Genomic DNA, 21,295 nt, shown 5'->3' on the forward strand with positions numbered 1-21,295 from the left:
TGCTTTTCATTGGCGTAAGTGGGGCCGGTCAACGGTCGCTCTCCCCGAAAACGACGTCGATCGCGCCAAGAATGGCGGTCGCGTCGGGCAGCATGTGCCCCTTTGTCATAAAATCCATTGCCTGCAGGTGGCTGAAGGCGGTCGGGCGGATCTTGCAGCGATAAGGTTTGTTCGAACCATCGCTTACCAGATACACGCCGAACTCCCCCTTGGGGCTTTCGGTCGCCACATAAACCTCACCCTCGGGCACATGGAAGCCTTCGGTGTAGAGCTTGAAGTGATGGATCAGCGCTTCCATCGTCTGCTTCATCTCTGCGCGCTTGGGCGGTACCACCTTGCGGTCGTCGCTCGCGATCGGCCCCTCGGGCATCTCGGCAAGGCACTGCTTCATGATCCGCGCGGACTGACGGCACTCCTCGACGCGCACCATCATGCGGTCATAGCAATCACCATTGGTGCCGACAGGTACGTCGAACTCCATCCGGTCATACACGTCATAAGGCTGCGACTTGCGCAGATCCCACGGAATGCCGGAGCCACGAATCATCGGACCGGAGAAGCCGCGCGCAATCGCCTCATCGCGCGATACGACCGCGATATCGACATTGCGCTGCTTAAAGATGCGGTTGTCGGCCACCAGGCTGATGGCATCTTCGAACAGGCGCGGGAACCGCGTGTCGAGCCAATCACCGATATCGGTCAGCAGCTTCAGCGGAACGTCCTGATGAACGCCGCCGGGGCGAAAATAGGCGCTGTGCATGCGCGCACCGGACGCGCGCTCGAAGAACTGCAGGCAATCCTCACGAATTTCGAACAGCCACAGGTTCGGCGTCATCGCGCCTACGTCCATGACATGGCTGCCAAGGTTCAGCAGATGGTTCGAAATGCGCGTCAGTTCTGCAAAGAACACCCGCAAATACTGCGCACGCAGCGGCACCTCAAGGTTCAGCAGCTTCTCGATGGCCAGCACATAGCTATGCTCCATGCACAGCGGAGAGCAGTAATCGAGCCGGTCAAAATAAGGCAGCGCCTGAAGGTATGTCTTATACTCGATCAGTTTCTCGGTGCCGCGGTGGAGCAGGCCGACATGCGGATCGACGCGCTCCACGATTTCGCCGTCCAGTTCCATCACCATGCGCAGCACGCCGTGCGCTGCGGGATGCTGGGGACCGAAATTGATCGTGTAGTTCTGGATATCGAGATCGCCGGTCGTCGGATCGGCGGCATCCGCATCGTGACGCATCTCTTCAAGGAAATCAGCCATCAGTCCTTGCCCCCGGCCTTCTCCTGGCCGTCCTTATCGACCGTCTTTTCGGCCTCATGCTCCTTGGCGTTCCCGCCTTCGGTCTGGTCGGGCGCATCGGGCTTTTCCTTGCCACTATCCTTCACAGCGGGACTGCCTTCGGACTTCGCCTCGGCAGCCTTCTTGTCCGCCTTGGCACCGGCACCGGTATCGCTCTTCTTCTCGGTCACCTGAGGATCGTCGATGTCAGCGCCGGTGGTGCGCTTCTCATCGCCGGGCAGCACATAGTCCGCGCCTTCCCAAGGGCTCATGAAGTCGAAGCTGCGGAAGTCCTGCGCCAGCTCAACGGGTTCGTAAACCACGCGCTGCTGCTCTTCGGAATAGCGCATCTCGACATAGCCGGTAAGCGGGAAGTCCTTGCGGAAAGGATGGCCGCGAAAGCCGTAATCCGTCAGGATGCGGCGCAGGTCCGGATGACCGGAGAACAATACGCCGTACATGTCGAAAACCTCGCGCTCCAACCAGTCGGCATTCGGCCAGACGGTCGTCGCGGTCGGTACAGGATGATCCTCATCCGTCGTCACCTTCACGCGGATGCGATGGTTTTTGGTGAGACTCAACAGATGATAGCAGACCTCGAACCGCTCGGGCCGATCCGGATAATCGACACCGGCGATCTCCGCGAGCATCTGATAGCTATGTTCGTCGCGCAGCATCCGTAGCGCATCCTCGATGCTGTCGCGCGCGACGGTGATGCTGATCTCGCCATGACTTTCCTTGCCCTCGACGAACATGTCGCCAAGCGCGCTGGTCAGCGCCTTGAGGACGCCTTCGTTGGAGGCGTGGCGGGGTGCGGAGTGGAGAACGGCCATGTCAGCGCTCAATCGTTCCGACGCGGCGGATCTTCCGCTGCAGCTGCATCACGCCGTAAAGCAGTGCTTCGGCAGTCGGCGGGCAACCGGGAACGTAGATATCAACCGGTACAATCCGGTCGCATCCGCGCACCACGGAATAGCTGTAATGATAGTAGCCGCCGCCATTGGCGCAGCTGCCCATCGAGATCACATATTTGGGATCGGACATCTGATCGTAAACCGTGCGCAGCGCCGGTGCCATCTTGTTGCACAGCGTTCCCGCAACAATCATGACGTCGCTCTGGCGCGGAGAAGCACGCGGCGCAGCGCCGAAACGCTCCATGTCATAACGCGGCATGTTTACGTGGATCATCTCCACTGCGCAGCACGCCAGACCGAAGGTCATCCACCACAGCGAGCCGGTGCGGGCCCACTGGAACAGCTCCTCGGTCGAGGTGACGAGGAAGCCCTTGTCCTGCACTTCGCTGTTCAGCGAGTTGTAGAAATCCTCGTCAGGCGGCGTCACTTCGCCCTGCCCGCGCGGACCCCAATTCTGACCCTCGGTGGCCTGCGTGGTATCGGCGCTCATTCCCATTCCAGTGCTCCCACTTTCCAGGCGTAGACAAAGCCGATCACCAGTTCGAACAGGAAGACCATCATGGTTGCCCAGCCAGCAAAGCCGATTTCCTCAAGGCTCACCGCCCAGGGAAAGAGGAAGGCTGCTTCCAGATCGAAGATGATGAAGAGGATCGCCACCAGATAGAAGCGCACGTCGAACTGGCTGCGCGAATCCTCGAACGCAGGAAAGCCGCACTCATATTCGGCCAGCTTCGCCGCCGTCGGCTTGTGCGCCCCGGTCAGGCGGGCAACGCCCATCGGCAGGAACACGAACACGCAGGAAATTGCGAGCGCGACGCCGAGAAACAGAAGGATCGGCAGATATTGGGAGAGATCGACCACTGGGGCTTTGTCCATTATCAGTTATGCCCGCGCTTCTAAGCAGCTTGCCCGCGCCCCGCAAGGGTGCGGGGGCGGAAAACATCGTGACGAAATCGCAACCAGTCGGGCGGGAATGGGCGGCTCAGGCCGCCTCGCGCTTTTCCTTGAGCGCCTGCGCCAGGAGCTTATGCAGCTTGCTGTGCAAGGCGTCATTGGCGGCAAGCACCTGCGCATCGGCGATAGCCGGGCTGCGCCCGCGCCAATCGGTCACGAATCCGCCCGCCTCGCGCACCATCAGGCAGCCCGCAGCAGTATCCCAAGGCGAAAGGCCGCTTTCCCAGAAACCGTCATAACGTCCAGCAGCCAGCCAAGCGAGATCGAGCGAGGCAGCGCCGAAGCGGCGGATACCGGCCACCTGCGGGCCGATCTTGCCAAAAATCGCTTCCCACTCCGCCATGTCGCCATGGCCCTGGAACGGAACGCCGGTGGCGATCAGGGATTCGGAAAGATCACGGCGTGCCGATACGCGCAGGCGGCGATCGTGCAGCCACGCGCCGCGGCTGCGTTCGGCCCAGAAGCTCTCGTCTGTCAGCGGCTGATAGATCAGGCAGGCGAACACCTCGCCCCAGCCGCCGTCCGGCTTGGCTTCCTGCGCCGCGATGGAAATTGCGAAATGCGGGATCGAGTGGAGGAAATTGGACGTGCCGTCGAGCGGATCGATCACGAAGCGCGGTTCGCCCGGCTCGCCCTCGATCGTTCCGCCCTCTTCCAGTTCGAAACCCCAGCCCGGCCGCGCCTTGGTAAGCTCATCGTAGAGCGTGCGTTCGGACTTCTGATCCGCTTTGGACACGAAGTCCGAAGGCCCCTTCTTGGAGACCTGCAGATGCTCGACTTCGGAAAAGTCGCGCCGAAGACGCGTGCCCGCCTTGCGGGCGGCACGCTCCATTACCGTAACGAGGCCGGACTTTGCTGGCATCAGCGGCTCTGCGGAGCCGGCGTGGCGGGGGCCGCCGCGCTATCGTCTGCCGTCTTGGCTTTGCGCGCGCCGCAAACCACCGCGGCCACGTTGAACACGTTCTCCGGCTTGGTCGCATCGATCTGCGGATTGGCCGCCAGAACCTTGCCGGTCTGCTCGGCGATCGCCTTGATCGAATTGTCGTACATGCAGCCGAAAAGCGCGTTCTTTTCCTGCTCGGTAATCTGGTCGGAACGCACGGCCTGGCTGAACGAACCGAAGATGATGCCGCCGCGATCGATATCGGCCTGCTCGCTCGCGCTCGGCGCAGCCGGAGCAGCGTCCTGCGCGAAAGCGGGGACGGCGGCGGCCAGCGTGGCGGCGGCAAAAAGGATGGTCTTGCGCATAGTTACTCTGCCTTCTTCACATATTCCTTGGCGTACACATCGACAATGATGCGCGTGCCCGCCGCGATATGCGGCGGCACCATCACGCGCACGCCATTGTCGAGCACGGCCGGCTTGTAGCTGGAGGAAGCTGTCTGTCCCTTGACTACGGCATCGGCCTCGACGATTTCCGCTTCCACCTGATCGGGCAGCTGCACCGAAATCGGCCGCTCCTCGTACAGTTCCAGCGTCACGTCCATCCCGTCCGTCAGGAACGGGGCTTCGTCGCCGAGCATGTCGGCGTCGAGATTGATCTGTTCGTAGGTGTCCTTGTCCATGAACACCAGATGCCCGCCATCTGCGTAGAGATACTGGAATTCCTTGGTATCGAGGCGCACCTTTTCCACCGTATCGGCAGAGCGGAAACGTACGTTCGTCTTCCGCCCATCGATCAGGTTCTTCATTTCCACCTGCATATAGGCGCCGCCCTTGCCGGGCTGGGTGTGCTGGATCTTGGCGACCTTCCAGAGGCCTTTTTCATATTCCAGGATATTGCCGGGACGGATGTCGACGCCGCTGATCTTCATGGGGAAGCGCTACCTTGACTGGCGGTGGAAAGAGCGGGACGGGCAAGCCCATCCGCGAGATGGCGCGCTTTAACGATCAAGGCGCGCAAGGGCAATGCCTGTAGCGCTCTGCCTATCCCCCCCCCTTTACTGTCATCATGCTCCGCAGCGATGCATCGCCTCAGCGGGAGAGGAGCGGATAAGGATTGATCGGTGTGCCCTCACTCCAGTTCGCTTCCGGCGTGGTATTGAGCACCGAGAAATGAAGATGCGGCGCGGCGGGGTCGGCATTGCCGGAAGAGCCCACGGTGCCAAGCGGCTCACCTGCGCGGACCTGCTGCCCCTCTTTCAGCCCGTTTCGATAGGCGTCGAGATGGGCATAGTAATAGATCGTTCGCTCGTCGGGAGAGCGGACATAGATCGTATTGCCGCCAAGATCGCTCCAGAACAGCTTCTCGACCGTGCAAGGTGCGGCGGCAAAGACAGGCGTGCCGCTATCCGCCATGATGTCGATCGCCTCATGGGTCCGCGTGCCGCCACCGCGATCATCGGTATAGCTGTCCACGAGGTCCGATTTGCGCACCCCGGCCACCGGGATGAACAGCTTTCCCTGATCGGGCGAACCGTTTTGCGGCGTCATGGCGACACGCTTGCCGCGCGGCTGCGTCAATCGCGGCTCGGCCACCGGATCGATTTGGGTGCCCTCTCCCCCCTGCCCCGCCACCGGCCCGCCACCGGCCAGTTCGGCAGGCGACGGAGCTGTGGGCAGGCGGTCGCCGAACAGATAGAACAGCACCAGCCATACGGCCGAGGTAATCACCACGGCCTGCGCGACCAGTCTGACGTCCCTCCAGCGGCTCTTCATCGTCAGCGCCGCTCGTCAGGCTTGAAAATGCGCTTCGGTGCCGCTGTGCACCATTTGCGCGAGGCGCGCTGCATCCCAGTTCGTCAGGCGGATGCAGCCATGGCTCTGCGCGCGGCCAATGGTTTGCGGCTCAGGCGTGCCGTGAATGCCGTAATGCTCTTTGCTCAGATCGATCCAGACCACGCCCACCGGGCCATTGGGGCCGGGCGGCAGCTGCAGCTTGGGATTGCTGTCGTTCGCATCCCAGAACAGCTCCGGATTGTAAGAAAAAGGCGGATTGTGCGCGACGCCAAGAACCTTCCAGTCGCCCAGCGGCAGTGGATCATGGCTCGATCCCATGGTTGCGGTGAACTGCGCCACCAGCTTCCCATTGCCGTCGAACGCTTTCAATGTGCCGTCGGACTTGTCCACCACGACCTTGTCGACCTTCGGTTGCTCGCTGCCAACGCCCAGGCTCTGCAGCGTCTGCTGCCAGCCCCGATCATCGATCGAGCCCGGCGCGATGCTGTCACCGCCCACATTCGGCACCACCAATTTCTGGTTAGCGGAGAAATTGCGCTTCCCGCCGTTAAGCGAAGCCAGCGTGTCTGGCGTGGTATGGAAGCGCTCCCCCAATTTCTCGATCAAATCATTATAGCCCAGGCGCTTCATTTTCGATTGCGCTTCGGGCGAATCGGGCACCTTCGTAAAGCTCATGTCAGCAATGTCCGCCGGCAGCGTCACCGTGCGTGTGGCGGCGATATTGCGATAAGGGGCAAGCTTGCGCCGCGTGGTTTCATCCAGCTGACCCGTTACCTGAAGATCGTTCGCTTCCTGATATCCGGAAATTGCGTTTTTGGTGGACATGCCCATCTTGCCGTCGACGACGCCGGGCGTGAAGCCCAGCCGATCGAGCACGACCTGCGCCTGCATCATCGGAAACTCGTTCGCGATTTTTTCGGCGGAAAGGCTCATCGTACCGCTGCCATTGGCGGTGGGCGTTTGCTGGGCCTGCGGAGTGGCCCCGCTCATCGACGTTGTCGATGCCATCTGGAGGCCACGCTCCCCGCCATTTGATGCCACGGCGTCACCCGCGGGCGTGCCGGGTGCCGGGAACATGGCATTACCGTCATTCGCAAGCGGCTGAGGGTCATTGGACGCCATGCTGTCGGCCAGATTCTGGTCCGGCGCAGGCGCTGTCTGCGCGCTTTCGGAAGGCTGGGGCCGCTGCTCCTGAGAGCCGCTGTCGGCGAAATTACAGCCCATCAGGGCCAAAGTGGCGACTGCCGTGAACGCTACTCGCATGTCGTATCCTCGCAATTGTGTCGGAGGCAAAACGACTTCAGATGCGATTGGCTCCGCTAGCGCGTGTGCAAGAGCTTCCCGAATTCAGTCACCGCTGCACCCGGCCCGTCGGGATGGCCCCAAACCGCGCCGCTGACGGCCAGAAAATCCGCGCCTGCCTCGATTAGCGGCGCGGCGTTTTGCGCCGTAATCCCGCCGATCGCGACGCAAGGGATTTCCATGATCGCGGACCACCAGCGCAAGACCTCCGGCTCGGCGCGGTGCGATGCTTCCTTGGTAGCACTTTCGAAAAAGGCACCGAAGGCGACATAATCCGCGCCCTTTTCGCCCGCTTCCATGGCGAGATGGCGGCTGTTGTGGCAGGTGACGCCGATCTGTGCGTCCGCGCCTAGCTCCGCCCGGGCCTCCCGCGGATCACCGTCGGTCTGGCCCAGATGCACGCCGTCGGCTTTCAACCGTTTGGCCATCGCGATGTCATCGTTCACGATGAAGGCGACATCGCGCGCACGGCAGAGGTCAAGCAGCGGCTGAGCAAGGGCGGCCAGCTCATGGCTCGCCTTGTCCTTCACGCGCAGCTGAAAGGCCGCGACCGGCCCGCCGTCCAAAGCCGCCTCCAGCCGATCGGGAAAATCGCCGCCCACATCGGGCGGGCTGATCAGATAGAGCTGGCAGGCGGTCATGACGTAAGGGCTCAGCCTTCCTCGTTCTTGTAGATAGCGATCAGCTTGCCGAGCATATCCAGTGCGTCTTCGCGGCTGCGCTGAAAGCTGTTGCGGCCGATGATGGAACCGTTACCGCCGCCGTCGCGAATGTCACGGGCGTCCTGATAGACCTGGTCCGCACCCTTCTTGGCCCCGCCGGAGAAGACAACAATGCGGCGGCCGTTGAAGCAGCTTTTCACGACATGCTCGACACGGTCCGACTGGGCGGAGAAATCCATGCCTTCATAAGCAGACTTGGCATCTTCCTGCTCGATATGATCGCTCGGCAGCTTCACCTTGATGATGTGCGCGCCAGCCAGAGCGGCCATGTGGGCGGCATAGGCGCCGACGTCGAGCGCAAGCTCGCCCGACTTGGGCAAATTGCCGCCGCGCGGATAGGACCAGATCACGGTCGGGATGCCGACCGCGGCCGCTTCGGCGCGAAGCTCCCGAATTTCCTCGACCATTTCGAAGAAATCGTCGGAGCCCGGATAGATGGTGAAGCCGATGGCGGCACAGCCCAGACGCAGCGCATCGTCCACGCTTGCTGTCACGGCGCTGTCGCGCGCGGACGCCCAGCTATTGGCGTTGTTGCACTTCAGGATGGTGGGAATCTGGCCGGCAAAGGTGTCCGCGCCCGCTTCCAGCGCACCCAACGGCGCAGCATAGGCGTTCAGGCCTGCATCGATTGCCAGCTGATAGTGATAATGGGGATCGTAGCCTTCCGCGTTGGGAGCAAAGCTGCGCGCGGGACCATGTTCGAAACCCTGATCGACCGGCAGAATGATCATCTTGCCCGTACCGCCGAGCTTGCCTTGCATCAGGATGCGATAGAGATTGGCCTTCACGCCGGGACTGTCGGACTCGTAACAATCCAGGATCTTTTTCACTTCCGGCGTGATCGACATAAATACCCCTATTTGATGGCAGAATGCATACGAATGCGCGGGCCATAGGCAAGCCGCCGCGCGATGGCAATTGCGCTAAGTTTGATCCGATGCGACCACTGATAATAAGGTGAGATCGGCCCAGCGGATACGTTCGTGCGGGACGTCGTGGCCGAGAAGCGGTTTGTTCTCGAAGCCGGCCGATTCGCCGCCGAGTGCGCCATAGAGCTTCCGGGCGCGATCGTTCGAGGTGACGACATGCAAATCGGCTGCGGAATGGCCCTGGGCCATCAACCGCCGTGCCGTTTCGGCCAAGAGAGCGCGGCCGACGCCGCCCGATCGCTGGCCGGAGCGGACATGCAAATTGTCGATATAAGCACAATCGCCGCACCAGGTTGCGGCGAAACCGATCGCCTCCCCTTCCCGCTCCGCCATCAGCACCACATCACCTTCGCCGAAGGGCTGGTCTTGCCAATGGCGCTCCATCGCGCCTTCGATCTCCCGATCGAGAAAATCGCTCGGCAATACGTCGCGATATTGCTCCTGCCAGCTGGCTGCATGGATCGCGGCTATGACGGAACGGTCCGCGTCAGTTGCCGCGCGAATTGTGAAGTCAGGCATCAGAAAGCGCGGCGACGCCAGGCAGGTCCTTACCTTCCATCCATTCGAGGAATGCCCCACCAGCGGTTGAGATATAAGAAAAATCTTCGGTTACGCCGGCATGGGCCAACGCCGCGACCGTATCGCCGCCGCCAGCCACCGAGGTGAGCGAGCCGTCCTTGCTCAACGCCGCGGCGGTCTTCGCGAGCGCCACCGTGGCCTCATCGAAGGGCGGCGTCTCAAACGCGCCGAGCGGGCCGTTCCACACCAGCGTCCTGCAGGTTTTCAGAACATCGCCCAGCGCTTCGGCCGCCGATGCCCCGAGATCGAGGATCATGTCGTCCACTTCGACTTCGTGCACGTTGACGGTGCGCGAAGGGGCGTTCGCCTCGAACTTTTTCGCGACGACCACATCATAAGGCAGATGCACCGTGCAGCCGGATGCATCGGCGCGTTCCATGATGTCGTTCGCGGTATCGGTCAGCTCATGCTCGCACAGCGACTTGCCGACATCGATGCCCCGCGCCGCCAGAAAAGTGTTGGCCATGCCTCCGCCGATGATGAGATGATCGACTTTGCTCACCAGATGGGTCAGCACGTCCAGCTTCGATGACACCTTGGCACCGCCGACGACGGCGGCAACCGGGTGTTCGGGATTGTCGAGCGCGCTTGCGAGCGCCTTCAGCTCAGCTTCCATCGCGCGGCCCGCATAGGCCGGGAGCAGATGAGCAAGCCCCTCGGTCGTCGCATGGGCGCGATGCGCCGCGGAAAAGGCATCGTTTACGTAGAAATCGCCATTGGCGGCAATAGCCTTGGCGAATTCGGCGTCGTTTGCCTCCTCGCCAGGGTAGAAACGGCTGTTCTCCAGAATGGCCACTTCGCCATCGCGCATGATACCGATCGATTGCGCAACGATATCGCCCGCAATTTCCGGCACGAACATGATTTCCTGCCCGAGCACTTCCTCGACTTCGCCGACGACCATGGAAAGCGACTGGGTCGAGCTTTTCTGTCCTTTTGGCCGGCCGAAATGCGCGAGGAGCAGCACCTTGGCACCTTTTTCGCAGAGCGTTTCGACGGTGGGCTGGAAAGCGCGGATACGCGTATCGTCGGTCACGTCTCCGTCGCGCATGGGCACGTTCAGATCGACGCGCACCAGCGCGACCTTTCCGGTAACGTCACCGAGATCGTCGAGCGTCTTGAACTGGGTCATCGCATATTCTCCGTTCGTCCTGAGCCTGTCGAAGGGTCGTCTTGTAGCTGTAGACGCCGAAAGATAAAAAGCAGGGCCTCGACAAGCTCAGCCCGAACGGATGATGGCGCTTTAGCCTAGAGGAGCTTCGCCATGACGCCCGCAGTGTCGAGCATGCGGTTGGAGAAGCCCCATTCATTGTCATACCAGCTGACCACGCGTGCCAACTTGCCCTCTAGCACGGCGGTCTCCAGGCTATCGACCGTGGAGCTTGCCGGCTGATGGTTGAAGTCGCTGCTGACCAGCGGCTGGTCGGTGAAGGCGAGCACGCCCTTCATGGCGCCTTGCGAGGCTTCCTTCAGCGCGGCGTTGAGCTCTTCCGCCGTGGTGTCGCGGCCCGGTGTGAAGACGAGGTCGATCAGCGAAACGTTCGGCGTCGGCACGCGCACCGAGCTGCCGTCGAGCTTGCCATTCAATTCGGGCAGGACGAGGCCGACAGCGCGGGCTGCACCCGTGGTGGTCGGGATCATGTTCTGCGCCCCGCCGCGGGCACGGCGCATGTCGCTGTGCATCTGATCGAGCATGCGCTGATCATTGGTGTAGCTGTGGATCGTGGTCATGAAACCACGCTCGATGCCGACGGTGTCGTTCAGCACCTTGGCCACCGGCGCCAGGCAGTTGGTGGTGCAGCTGGCGTTGGAGACGATCACGTCGTCAGCAGTCAGGCTGTCCTGGTTCACACCGAACACGATGGTCTTGCTGACATTCTTGGCAGGCGCAGAAATGAGCACGCGCTTGGCGCCGGCGTCGAGATGCGGACGGGCCGCCTCGTCGCTCTGGAAGAAACCGGTGCATTCCAGCACGATGTCGATGCCCATGTCCTTGTGCGGCAACTTGCCGGGATCACGCTCGGACGTCACGGCGATCTTGTGGCCGTTGACGGTGATCGAGTCGTCGCTGGCGGTCACATCGCCGGGAAAGCGACCATGGGTGGAGTCATATTGGAAGAGCAGCGCGTTCGCCTTGGCGTCGGCAAGGTCGTTGATCGCCACCAGCTCAAGATTGGTGTCCTGCCGTTCCAGCATGGCGCGCGCCACGAGGCGGCCGATGCGTCCGAAACCGTTGATCGCTACTTTGACCGTCATAGGGATTTGCTCCTGTGTGTTCCGGCGCAGCAGCGCCATGTTTTTGGCTCAGCGATTGAGCGTCTTGTGTATTTAACTCAGCGATTTAGCGCTTCGAGAATTTTCGGCGCAATGGCATCGGCCGTCAGGCCGAATTTCTCGAACAGAGCCTCCGCCGGGGCCGAGGCGCCGAAGCGATCGAGCCCGAAATTCAGGCCGTTCGCCATCGTGTAACGCTCCCAACCGAAGGTCGTGCCCGCCTCGATCGAAACGCGCAGGATTTGCGAAGGATCGACGTTTGGAAGGATATCCGCGCGATAGTCGTCGTCCTGCGCATCGAACAGCTCTGTGCAGGGCATGGAGACGACATCAACGCCCACGCCCTCGCCTTCCAGCTTCTCAGCGACTTCAAGCGCGAGCGAGACTTCGGAACCGGTGGCGATCAGGATAACCTTGCGGTCTGCTTCCGCGGCCTTCAGCCGGTAGGCGCCACGCGCGCAGCCCTGCTCGGTCGCGTTGGTGGCGATGGCGGGAAGGTTCTGGCGGCTGAGCGCCATCAGCGAAGGGCCATCGGCATTTTGCAGCGCGAGCTGCCAACACCAGGCGGTTTCGGCGGCGTCCGCTGGGCGGAAGACGTGCAGGTTCGGGATCGCGCGAAGGCTCTGCAACTGCTCCACCGGCTGATGCGTGGGCCCGTCTTCGCCCAGGCCGATGCTGTCATGCGTCATCACATGCACGACACGCGCCTGCTGCAGCGCGCCGAGCCGGATGGCCGGACGGCTGTAATCGGAGAAGATCAGGAAGGTGCCGCCATAAGGAATGACGCCGCCGTGCAGCGCCATGCCGTTCATGGCCGCAGCCATGCCGAATTCGCGGATGCCGTAATAGACGTAGCGGCTGCCGTAACTATCGGCCGTAAGCGGCCCAATATCCGGTGTTTTCGTGTTGTTCGATCCGGTGAGGTCCGCGCTGCCGCCGATCGTTTCGGGCAGCATGCGGTTGACCGCTTCCAGCGCCCATTCGGATGCCTTGCGCGTCGCCACCTTCTTTGGATCGCTCATCAAATTGCCGACATGCTCGGCCACCGAGAAGTCCTGCGGCAGTTCGCCGGACATGCGGCGCTGAAACTCGGCCTTGTCGGAATGGTTGGCAAGGCGCTCTTTCCAGCGGCCGTGCTCTTCGGCGCCGCGCTTGCCGATGTCTTCCCACGCCGATTTGATTTCGGCCGGAATGACGAACGGATCATGGCTCCAGTCCAGTTCCTTGCGCGCCGCGGCGATCTCGTCCGGGCCTAGAGGGGAGCCGTGCGTTGCCGCGGTCCCCTGCTTGTTCGGTGCGCCGAAACCGATGGTCGTCCTGCAGGCGATCAGGCTCGGGCGCGGATCGTCCTGCGCTTCGGCAAGCGCGCGACGGATGTCAACATGATCGTGGCCGTCGCAGGATACCACATGCCAACCGCTGGCACGGTAGCGCGCGGGAATGTCCTCGCTTGTCGAAAGCTCGGTCGAGCCGTCGATGGTGATGCGGTTGTCGTCCCACAGAACGTTGAGATGACCCAGCTTCCAATGGCCCGCGAGGCCCACCGCCTCATGGTTCACACCTTCCATCAGGCAGCCGTCACCGGCAATCACCCAGGTGCGGTGGTTTACCAGATCATCGCCGTAGATCGCATTCAGATGACGCTCGGCAAGCGCAAAGCCCACCGACATGGCAAAGCCCTGCCCCAGCGGCCCGGTGGTGCATTCCACGCCGTCGAGAAGGAAGTTCTCCGGATGGCCGGCGCAAGGGCTGCCGAGCTGGCGGAAATTGCGGATATCCTCGATCGTCGGCTTGGCGTAGCCGGTGAGGTGCAGCAGCGAGTAGATCAGCATCGATCCATGGCCGGCCGAAAGGATGAACCGGTCCCGGTCCGCCCAGTGCGGATCGGCCGCGTCGAACTTCAGGAAATCCTTGAACAGGACGGTCGCAGCGTCTGCCATGCCCATCGGCATGCCGGGGTGGCCGCTATTGGCCGCTTGCACCGCGTCCATCGATAACGCCCGGATGGCATTTGCCAGTTCGCGTTCAGAAACGGCCATCGGGTTCTCCGCATTAGGATCGAGTGAATGCCGCCCCGTGGCGGCGAGTCGATTGATGCGGCTTCCTTTGGGAACTGGAGCGGGCAGCGTCAACCCGCCCCTCTCCCCGCGCGCCCCCAACTCCACTCAACTCCTGTCCTCCCCGCCACCGCCGGACGCGGCCCGCCATCCTGTTGACAGGCGGAGCGGCTCCGTAGCAGATGACGCCATGACCGAAGAAAGCGCCGAAACACGCATCATCATGGCCATCGGCCGGATCGAACGGGCGCTAGCACGCGTCGAGACCGCGATGGCTGCGCGCCCGGCAGCGTCGCAGCCTTCCGACCTTGCGCGCAAGCATGAGGCGCTGCGGGCGGAGACGCGGCAGGCCATCGGTCAGATCGATGATCTTCTGAAAGGTTTGGGCTGATGGCACAGGTATCTCTGGCGATCGGCGGGCGCGATTATGTGGTGAGCTGCGCCGATGGCGAGGAAGAGCGACTTGAATCGCTGGGCGTGCTCATCGACGAAAGTCTGCGCGAAGGGGCCGATCCCGGCGCGCTGAGCGAAACGCGCGCCTTGCTGTATGCCGCATTGTTCCTGGCGGACAAGCTGAAGGACATTGGCGAAGCACCTGCGGCCGAAGCACCGACGGCTGCAGAAAACGACGAACGGTCGGCTAAGGCGCTCGAAAATCTCGCCGAGCGGGTGGAAGCGTTCGCAACGCGCCTTGAGAAAGAATCGGCGAGCTCCTAAATTCAGAACTGGCGGGACTGCCCGGCACGAGCTCGAGCAAATATCCCTGAGGCGATACAACATCCTAGGGAGCCGTCCCTGGCGGGGTCCTGGCCCTGCACATATGGCGCCCACCTGACGTTACTGGCGTCAGAGGATATTTCAGCAAACGACCCATGGTGGTTCCGCCAACCGCCGCGCCATGGCAGGACATGCCTCCCATGACCGACAAACCCAGCCTGCGCCGACATTTTCGCGAAAAGCGCCGCGCTTATTGCGATGCAATGCGCCCGGCTGACCGCGCCCGGGCATTTTCCGTCCCGCCCAGCGTCATGACGCCACTTTTGAGCGATCAGCCGGTGGTGGCCGGTTACTGCGCCATTGGCCGAGAAGCGGATCCGGCGCGCCTGCTTAGAGCGGCCGAGGCACGCAACTGCCCGATTGCCCTGCCCTGGTTCGCCGATCGCGAGGCACCGATGCTGTTTCGCCAATGGAAAGCCGGAGAACCGCTGCATGAGGCGCCGTTCGGGGGCGGACAACCTGCCCCCGATTCGCCCGAGCTGACCCCGTCCTTGCTGATTCTCCCGCTCGTCGCCTTCGACCGCAGCGGGACGCGGCTTGGCCATGGTGGCGGGCATTATGATCGGGCGCTCGAAGGCTTGCCGGATGCCGTTACCGTTGGCCTCGCCTGGTCTGCGCAGGAGGCGGCAGAGTTGCCGCGCGAGCGCTGGGACATCCCTCTCACCCATATCCTCACCGAACGCGAATGGATCACCCCCTGATATGCGCAACGACCCCAACCGCCCCCTGAGCCCCGAAGAGCAGCCCAGCTGGCGCAAGCCGGTGGGTGTCCTAGGCCTCCTCGCCTTCATCGGCCTGTGGGCCGCGCTCGTGCTCTCTCAGGTCGAACATATCGCAGCGCTGCCCTGGTGGGCGCAGCTGCCGATTTATCTCGTGTTGGGGATTGTCTGGATCCTGCCGCTCGGTCCACTTTTGCGCTGGATGGAAACGGGGAAGTGGCGGGGCTAAGGCGAAACGCCCTCACGGATTGCAGACACAAAAAAGGCCCGGAAAACCGGGCCTTTATGTACCACGAATGGCGCGAGTGACGGGACTTGAACCCGCGACCTCCGGCGTGACAGGCCGGCGCTCTAACCAACTGAGCTACACCCGCTTGATCGTGGAGCAGCGCCACTAAGCGGGCTGCGCGAAACTGTCAACGCAAAGAGAGCAGAAAAATTGCGATCGCGCGTTTTTTTATGAAATTCCGCCGTTTTGATAGAGCGGCCGCAGCGGCGATCTGGCTGGTCACCCAGCAGACCGCGCGGTGACCTGGCCGCGGCCGCTATGGTTTACCAGATGTTGACGCCTCGGCGCGTAGAGCGGCGATGCTATGATAAACATCCTCCGCAGCCGCGTTAGCGGCGACACCGCAGGCTTCCTTATCCGCCTCACCATTCTTGGTGCCGTCGCGCTCGTACCTGCAGCGGCACGCGCCAGCAGCCCCCAGCCGGTCGCCAGTACGGTTTATGTCGAGCGGCAGGCGCGGGAAGGCGATGGCAGCCGCCGAGTAAGGCTGGAGCCAGCAAGTCAGGTCCGCAGCGGCGACAGCCTGCTGTTCCGCGTCAACTATCGCGATGGTGCCGCTGACAGCCAGAAAATGCTCACCAGCGCCGTTCCGGACAGCGTGGCGTTCATCGGGGGCGGAGATCTGGTTTCGGTCGATGGCGGCCGTCATTGGGGCCGGTTGGTCGATCTGACGGTATCGACGCCCGATGGGGGAAGCCGCCGCGCCGTGCCGGACGACGTCACCCACGTTCGCTGGGTGCTCACCGCGCGCGCAGACAGCGCCCCCAGCCTGCTCTTCCGCGGCCGGGTGCGCTGATATTATAGATTAACGGTGGCTCAGTCCGCGAACAGCAGGACCGGGGTCTCGACCAGCTTCTTGAGAGCTTGAACGAAGCTCGCCGCATCCCAGCCATCGACCACGCGGTGATCGCAGCTGATCGACAGGTTCATCAGCTTGCGCGCTTCCAGCTCTCCATCCACGATCACCGGACGCTCAACGATCTTGTTCGGGCCGATGATCGCAACCTCCGGCTTGTTGATCACCGGCGTCGTCGCGATGCCGCCGAGCGGCCCCAGAGAGGTGAGCGTCAGCGTCGCGCCCTGAAGCTCGTCCGCCTTGATGCTGCCGTCGCGCGCGGCGTTGGCTAGGCGGTCGATCTCGCTCGCCAGCTGCCAGACATTGCGGTCCTGCGCGTTGCGGATTACCGGCACCGTCAGGCCCTTGTCGGTCTGCGCGGCCATGCCGAGATGGATCGCGCCGTGACGGGTCACCACGCCTTCCTCGTCATCGTAGCGCGCGTTGATCATCGGAAAATCCGGAATGGTCTTCGCGATTGCCACGATCAGCAGCGGCAAGACGGTAAGCTTCGGCTTGCTGCCGCGCGTCGTGTTCAGCTCGGCCCGGACATGCTCCAGCTCGGTAACGTCCAGCTCTTCGACATAAGTGAAGTGCGGGATCGAGCGCTTGGAAGCAGCCATGTTTTGCGCGATCTTGCGGCGCATGCCGATGACCTTGATGGTCTCGTTCTCGCGCTTGGCGGAGGAGCCGGCGGGACGATAGCCCTGCCCCGAACCATAGTTCAGATAGGCGTCGAGATCGCCGTGGCGGATATGTTCGCCCTGATGCTTCACATCGGCAAGGTCGACGCCGAGCTCTTCGGCGCGCTTGCGCACGGCGGGAGAGGCGAGAACCTTCTTCTCGTCACCGTCGGTTCCGCGCGGAGTCTCGGCACCCTCGCCTTCCTTGAGCTTGGATTGGGATTTAGAGGCCGCGCCGTCTTCCTTGGCAGGAATGCTCGCGCCGTCCTTCGGCGAAACCTCGGTGCGCGACGTATCGACCTGATTGTCCTGCACACCGGGATCTTCGGCGGCGACAGTCTTCTCGTCCATGCCTGGCCCGGCGTCCACCGCTTCGGCGACGCCTTCCTTGTCCGCTGGCTGATCGTCGGTCCGCTCGGCGGTGCCGTGGCCGTCATCCTCGACTTCGCCCTCGGTCTCGATCACCACCAGCATGGAGCCGATCGGGATAGTGTCGCCCGCCTCGCCGGCAACCTCCACGATCTTGCCGGCCACCGGCGCTTCCATCTCGACCGTCGCCTTGTCGGTCATCATATCGGCGATCTGCTGGTCTTCCTCGACCATGTCGCCCACGGAGACGTGCCATTCGACGATTTCGGCCTCGGCAATGCCTTCACCGATATCGGGCAGGTTGAACGTATAGCGTCCCATCAATTCAGTCCTTCATGATCCGGTCGAGCGCGTTGCCGATACGGACCGGCCCCGGGAAATAGCCCCATTCCAGCGAGTGCGGATAGGGCGTGTCGAAGCCCGTCACGCGCTCGATCGGCGCTTCGAGATGATAGAAGCAGCGCTCCTGAACGAGCGCGCTAAGTTCGGCGCCAAAACCGGCGGTCCGCGTGGCCTCGTGCACAATCATGCAGCGGCCGGTCTTCTTCACCGACGCCTCGATCGTGTCGATATCCACCGGTACGATCGAGCGCAGATCGATCACTTCGGCATCGATGCTATGCTCTTCCACCACGCCCAGCGCCACATGCACCATCGTGCCATAAGCAAGGATGGTAAGGTCGGAACCCTCGCGTACCACGTTCGCAGTGCCCAGAGGAATGCGATAATGATCCTCCGGCACCTCGGACGCGGGATGCTTGGACCAAGGTTTCACGGGTCGATCGTAATAGCCGTCGAACGGGCCGTTATAGATACGCTTCGGCTCGAAAAAGACGACGGGATCATTGTCCTCGATCGCTGCGATCAGCAGGCCCTTTGCATCATAGGGTGTGGACGGGATCACCGTTTTCAGGCCCGAAACATGCGCAAAAATGGCTTCGGGCGACTGACTGTGCGTCTGCCCGCCGAAGATGCCGCCGCCGAAGGGCGACCGGATCGTCATCGAACTGGTGAACTCACCCGCCGAGCGATAACGCATGCGCGCCGCCTCGCTGATGATCTGGTCGAGCCCCGGATATATGTAATCCGCGAATTGGATCTCGGGTACGGGCCGCATGCCGTAAGCGGCCATGCCTACGGCAACGCCGATGATGCCGCATTCGGAAATCGGCGTATCGAAGCAGCGCGTCTTCCCGTGCTTTTCCTGCAGACCCGCGGTGGCACGGAACACGCCGCCGAAATAGCCCACATCCTCGCCCATGATGACGACGTCGGGATCGGCGGTCATCGCGCAATCGAGCGCGCTGTTGATCGCCTGGATCATGTTCATCTTGGGCATCAGTCGTTCCCCCGCGGCAGGCCCTTGGGGAATTTCTCCTTACGCTCCGATATCGCCATTTCGGCCTGTTCCTTCAGATGCCAGGGCATTTCCTCGAACACGTCCTCGAACATGGTGCGGAACGGCTGGTGCATGCCGTGGCCGAGCACGCCGAGCTTTTCGGCTTCCTTGCCGGTCGCGCGCACGCTTTCTGCAAGCTCCTTGTCCTGCTCGGCGTGGCGTTCCTCGTCCCAGATGCCCTTCTTGATGCAATGCTGCTTCAGCCGGTTGATCGGATCGCCAAGCGGCCATTCCTCGCGTTCCTGCGCACTGCGATAGCCGGACGGATCGTCCGACGTGCTGTGCGCTTCAGAGCGGTAGGTAAAATGCTCGATGATGGTGGGCCCGGCGTTCAGCCGCGCGCGGTTCGCCGCCCATTGCGTCGCGGCATAAACGGCGAGGGGATCATTGCCGTCGACGCGAAGCCCGGCAATTCCGTAGCCGACCGCGCGTGCCGCAAAGGTGGTACGCTCTCCTCCGGCAAAACCGGAGAAGCTGGAGATAGCCCACTGATTGTTCACGATATTCAGGATTACGGGCGCGTTATAGACTGCAGCGAATGTCGCCGCCGAATGAAAATCGCCCTCTGCCGTCGATCCCTCGCCCGTCCAGGCGGCAGCGATGCGGGTGTCGCCCTTGGCCGCGCTCGCCATCGCCCAGCCCACGGCCTGCGGATATTGCGTGGCGAGATTGCCCGAGATGGTGAAGAAGCCGTCGTCTTTCGAACAATACATGATGGGCAGCTGACGGCCCTTCAGCTTGTCCCCGCTGTTCGAGAAGATCTGGTTCATCATCTCGATCATCGGATAGCCACGCGCAAACAGAATGCCTTGCTGGCGATAACTGGGAAAGCACATGTCTTCCCGGTCGAGCGCAAAGGCGGCAGCAACCGAGGTCGCCTCTTCGCCGGTGCACTTCATATAAAAGCTGGTCTTGCCCTGACGCTGCGCGCGGAACATGCGTTCGTCAAAGGCCCGGGTGAGCGCCATGGTGCGCAGAATCTGCAGCAGTTGCTCATCGCTCAGCCGCGGGTCCCAGGGGCCGACCGCGTCGTGATCATCGTCGAGGACGCGCACCAGACCATAAGCCAGATCGCGCATCCCATCGGGCGCGCCGGCTTCATCGGGGCGCGGCGTGGCGCCAGCGGCGGGAATTTCCAGCTCGCTAAAATCGGCTTTGTCGCCGGGACGGAATTTGGGTTCGGGAACGTGCAGCTTGAGCGGCGGCAGATTGGATTTGTCCGGCGGTGCCATCGTGTCGAAGCTCTCTCCTCGGCGGCCGATCGGACTCGGCTGCTCCAATTGCAATATTGCTGTGCCCTATAATTTTATTGCCGCGAGCGCAAGATACCCGGCGGGCAGCCAGAGCACCCGCTCAAACAGCGACGGGCGCGCGGATATGTTCCTGCGGAGCGTAATCGCGCACCTCGAAATCCTCGATTCGATAGTCGTAGATGCTGGCCGGTGTGCGGGCGATGTGCAGCGTGGGTGCCCCCGATGGCTTGCGCGAAAGCTGCTCTTCCACCAGATCGCGATGGTTCAGATAAAGATGCACGTCCCCGCCGTTCCACACGATCTCACCGGGCGCCAGGCCGGTCTGCTGCGCCAGCATCCGCGTAAACAGCGCCAGCGAAAAAATGTTGAACGCAAAGCCAAGCCCCAGATCGCAGCTGCGCTGATAAAGAAGCCCCGACAGCTTCCCGTCGGCAACATAGAATTGGTAGGTCTTGTGGCAGGGCGGCAGCGCCATCTGCCCGAGTTCGGCGACGTTCCAGCCTTCGACGATATGACGGCGCGATCCGGGGTTGTTCTTCAGGCTGTCGACGATCTCGGCGACCTGATCATGTCCGCGCGCGCGGCGGCGATACAGCCCCTCGCCTGCTTCCTCATAGATCGGCCAGTCGGTCCACTGCTTGCCGTAAACCGGGCCGAGATCGCCCCATCGTGCGGCAAATTCGGCATCATCCACGATGCGCGCCTCAAACGCCTCCTGCGTTATCGCATCGCCCGTCTCGCGGCGATAGCGATCGAGCGGCCAGTCGGTCCAGATACGCACCTTCTGCTCGAGCAGCGGACGGATATTGGTCTCGCCGGTCAGGAACCATAGAAATTCGCGCGCCGCGGTTTTCCAGTAGACGCGCTTGGTGGTGAGCAGCGGCACCGCATCGCCTTCCAGCGAAAACCGCATGGAAGCGCCGAATACCGCCCGGGTGCCGACGCCGGTGCGATCCACCCGCTCGTCCCCCGTCGTCCAGATGCGGCGCATCAGGTCCAGATATTGCTGTTCGTAATGCTCGGCCATGGCGGCAATGCTAGGCGGAAGGCTGCGCCCGCTCAAGCGACCAAACACAAACGCGCTTTATGGTTGCAGCGTCCCGACACCGCCCCTATAGGGCACGCCTGCCTCGCGCCGGAGCCCGTCTCCGGCTCGGTCGGGGAGTAGCTCAGCCTGGTAGAGCACTGTCTTCGGGAGGCAGGGGCCGGAGGTTCGAATCCTCTCTCCCCGACCATTTTAGCGCGCTAAGCCGCAGATTTCCGCCTTTGAGCATGGGTT

At 62.4% G+C, this 21,295-nt stretch carries 24 protein-coding genes, 2 tRNA genes and 1 other RNA gene; 7 read left to right on the plus strand and 20 right to left on the minus strand.

Features of this window, described 5'->3' with window-relative positions:
* Nucleotides 1-28: 28 nt before the first annotated feature.
* The 15 genes from H7X45_RS03995 to tkt all read right to left on the minus strand — a co-directional run bounded on the left by H7X45_RS03995 (nt 29) and on the right by tkt (nt 13,674).
* Complete coding sequence (locus tag H7X45_RS03995; RefSeq protein ID WP_187336261.1) at nt 29-1,264, minus strand: NADH-quinone oxidoreductase subunit D; 1,236 nt, start codon at nt 1,262-1,264, stop codon at nt 29-31.
* Nucleotides 1,264-2,115, minus strand: coding sequence for an NADH-quinone oxidoreductase subunit C (locus H7X45_RS04000; RefSeq protein WP_187336262.1), 852 nt, complete (start codon nt 2,113-2,115; stop codon nt 1,264-1,266). Before H7X45_RS04000 ends, H7X45_RS03995 begins: the two co-directional genes overlap by 1 nt.
* Before the next feature lies 1 nt (nt 2,116).
* Nucleotides 2,117-2,686 (minus strand): NuoB/complex I 20 kDa subunit family protein, encoded by a 570-nt coding sequence (locus H7X45_RS04005; protein WP_187336263.1) that lies wholly within the window; start codon nt 2,684-2,686, stop codon nt 2,117-2,119.
* Nucleotides 2,683-3,057, minus strand: coding sequence for an NADH-quinone oxidoreductase subunit A (gene ndhC, locus H7X45_RS04010; protein WP_187336966.1), 375 nt, complete (start codon nt 3,055-3,057; stop codon nt 2,683-2,685). Before ndhC ends, H7X45_RS04005 begins: the two co-directional genes overlap by 4 nt.
* A gap of 121 nt (nt 3,058-3,178) precedes the next feature.
* A complete protein-coding gene (locus H7X45_RS04015) occupies nt 3,179-4,012 on the minus strand; it encodes an inositol monophosphatase family protein (RefSeq protein ID WP_187336264.1) in 834 nt (277 codons plus the stop codon).
* The gene (locus tag H7X45_RS04020) at nt 4,012-4,398 is read right to left on the minus strand and encodes a hypothetical protein (RefSeq protein ID WP_187336265.1); all 387 of its coding nucleotides are present in this window, start codon (nt 4,396-4,398) and stop codon (nt 4,012-4,014) included. Before H7X45_RS04020 ends, H7X45_RS04015 begins: the two co-directional genes overlap by 1 nt.
* Before the next feature lie 2 nt (nt 4,399-4,400).
* A complete protein-coding gene (gene efp / locus H7X45_RS04025; protein ID WP_187336266.1) occupies nt 4,401-4,964 on the minus strand; it encodes an elongation factor P in 564 nt (187 codons plus the stop codon).
* A 160-nt stretch (nt 4,965-5,124) separates the two neighbouring features.
* The gene (locus tag H7X45_RS04030) at nt 5,125-5,808 is read right to left on the minus strand and encodes a M23 family metallopeptidase (protein WP_187336267.1); all 684 of its coding nucleotides are present in this window, start codon (nt 5,806-5,808) and stop codon (nt 5,125-5,127) included.
* 15 nt (nt 5,809-5,823) lie between these two features.
* Complete coding sequence (locus H7X45_RS04035) at nt 5,824-7,092, minus strand: L,D-transpeptidase family protein (RefSeq protein WP_246449654.1); 1,269 nt, start codon at nt 7,090-7,092, stop codon at nt 5,824-5,826.
* 56 nt (nt 7,093-7,148) lie between these two features.
* Nucleotides 7,149-7,772: a thiamine phosphate synthase gene (gene thiE, locus H7X45_RS04040; RefSeq protein WP_187336268.1), complete on the minus strand. Its 624-nt coding sequence runs from the start codon at nt 7,770-7,772 to the stop codon at nt 7,149-7,151.
* 11 nt (nt 7,773-7,783) lie between these two features.
* The gene (locus tag H7X45_RS04045; protein ID WP_187336269.1) at nt 7,784-8,701 is read right to left on the minus strand and encodes a class I fructose-bisphosphate aldolase; all 918 of its coding nucleotides are present in this window, start codon (nt 8,699-8,701) and stop codon (nt 7,784-7,786) included.
* Nucleotides 8,702-8,776: 75 nt separating this feature from the next.
* The gene (locus tag H7X45_RS04050) at nt 8,777-9,301 is read right to left on the minus strand and encodes a GNAT family N-acetyltransferase (protein ID WP_187336270.1); all 525 of its coding nucleotides are present in this window, start codon (nt 9,299-9,301) and stop codon (nt 8,777-8,779) included.
* Nucleotides 9,294-10,493, minus strand: coding sequence for a phosphoglycerate kinase (locus tag H7X45_RS04055; RefSeq protein WP_187336271.1), 1,200 nt, complete (start codon nt 10,491-10,493; stop codon nt 9,294-9,296). Before H7X45_RS04055 ends, H7X45_RS04050 begins: the two co-directional genes overlap by 8 nt.
* Before the next feature lie 116 nt (nt 10,494-10,609).
* On the minus strand, nt 10,610-11,617 hold the full coding sequence (gene gap / locus H7X45_RS04060) for a type I glyceraldehyde-3-phosphate dehydrogenase (protein ID WP_187336272.1): 1,008 nt from the start codon (nt 11,615-11,617) through the stop codon (nt 10,610-10,612).
* Nucleotides 11,618-11,694: 77 nt separating this feature from the next.
* On the minus strand, nt 11,695-13,674 hold the full coding sequence (tkt, locus tag H7X45_RS04065) for a transketolase (RefSeq protein ID WP_187336273.1): 1,980 nt from the start codon (nt 13,672-13,674) through the stop codon (nt 11,695-11,697).
* A gap of 208 nt (nt 13,675-13,882) precedes the next feature.
* Here tkt and H7X45_RS04070 point away from each other — a divergent pair, with 208 nt between their 5' ends.
* The 5 genes from H7X45_RS04070 (at nt 13,883) to H7X45_RS04090 (ending at nt 15,417) form a co-directional block, all read left to right on the plus strand.
* Entirely contained in the window at nt 13,883-14,083 is a 201-nt protein-coding gene (locus H7X45_RS04070; RefSeq protein ID WP_187336274.1) for a hypothetical protein, read from the plus strand.
* Nucleotides 14,083-14,409, plus strand: a complete 327-nt coding sequence (gene zapA / locus H7X45_RS04075) for a cell division protein ZapA (RefSeq protein WP_187336275.1) — start codon at nt 14,083-14,085, stop codon at nt 14,407-14,409. Before H7X45_RS04070 ends, zapA begins: the two co-directional genes overlap by 1 nt.
* An 11-nt stretch (nt 14,410-14,420) precedes the next feature.
* Nucleotides 14,421-14,578, plus strand: a non-coding RNA gene (gene ssrS / locus H7X45_RS04080) — 6S RNA.
* A gap of 31 nt (nt 14,579-14,609) precedes the next feature.
* Nucleotides 14,610-15,170 (plus strand): 5-formyltetrahydrofolate cyclo-ligase, encoded by a 561-nt coding sequence (locus tag H7X45_RS04085; protein WP_187336276.1) that lies wholly within the window; start codon nt 14,610-14,612, stop codon nt 15,168-15,170.
* Between the two features lies 1 nt (nt 15,171).
* The gene (locus tag H7X45_RS04090; protein ID WP_187336277.1) at nt 15,172-15,417 is read left to right on the plus strand and encodes a DUF2842 domain-containing protein; all 246 of its coding nucleotides are present in this window, start codon (nt 15,172-15,174) and stop codon (nt 15,415-15,417) included.
* 68 nt (nt 15,418-15,485) lie between these two features.
* On the opposite strand, the gene H7X45_RS04095 is transcribed toward H7X45_RS04090, so the two are convergent.
* Nucleotides 15,486-15,562 (minus strand) — tRNA-Asp (locus H7X45_RS04095).
* Nucleotides 15,563-15,781: 219 nt separating this feature from the next.
* Between H7X45_RS04095 and H7X45_RS04100 the strand changes: the two genes are divergently transcribed.
* Nucleotides 15,782-16,273, plus strand: a complete 492-nt coding sequence (locus H7X45_RS04100; protein ID WP_187336278.1) for a hypothetical protein — start codon at nt 15,782-15,784, stop codon at nt 16,271-16,273.
* A 20-nt stretch (nt 16,274-16,293) separates the two neighbouring features.
* Here H7X45_RS04100 and H7X45_RS04105 read toward each other — a convergent pair whose 3' ends face one another.
* The 4 genes from H7X45_RS04105 to H7X45_RS04120 form a co-directional block, all read right to left on the minus strand.
* Nucleotides 16,294-17,685, minus strand: a complete 1,392-nt coding sequence (locus H7X45_RS04105; RefSeq protein ID WP_187336279.1) for a dihydrolipoamide acetyltransferase family protein — start codon at nt 17,683-17,685, stop codon at nt 16,294-16,296.
* Nucleotides 17,686-17,689: 4 nt separating this feature from the next.
* Nucleotides 17,690-18,694 (minus strand): alpha-ketoacid dehydrogenase subunit beta, encoded by a 1,005-nt coding sequence (locus H7X45_RS04110; protein WP_187336968.1) that lies wholly within the window; start codon nt 18,692-18,694, stop codon nt 17,690-17,692.
* Nucleotides 18,695-18,702: 8 nt separating this feature from the next.
* Entirely contained in the window at nt 18,703-19,995 is a 1,293-nt protein-coding gene (locus H7X45_RS04115) for a 3-methyl-2-oxobutanoate dehydrogenase (2-methylpropanoyl-transferring) subunit alpha (RefSeq protein WP_187336280.1), read from the minus strand.
* Nucleotides 19,996-20,116: 121 nt separating this feature from the next.
* Nucleotides 20,117-21,043, minus strand: coding sequence for a thymidylate synthase (locus H7X45_RS04120; RefSeq protein ID WP_187336281.1), 927 nt, complete (start codon nt 21,041-21,043; stop codon nt 20,117-20,119).
* A 131-nt stretch (nt 21,044-21,174) separates the two neighbouring features.
* Here H7X45_RS04120 and H7X45_RS04125 point away from each other — a divergent pair.
* Nucleotides 21,175-21,251, plus strand: a tRNA-Pro gene (locus H7X45_RS04125).
* Nucleotides 21,252-21,295: the final 44 nt, after the last annotated feature.

Source organism: Novosphingopyxis iocasae, assembly GCF_014334095.1.
Lineage (GTDB): Bacteria > Pseudomonadota > Alphaproteobacteria > Sphingomonadales > Sphingomonadaceae > Novosphingopyxis > Novosphingopyxis iocasae.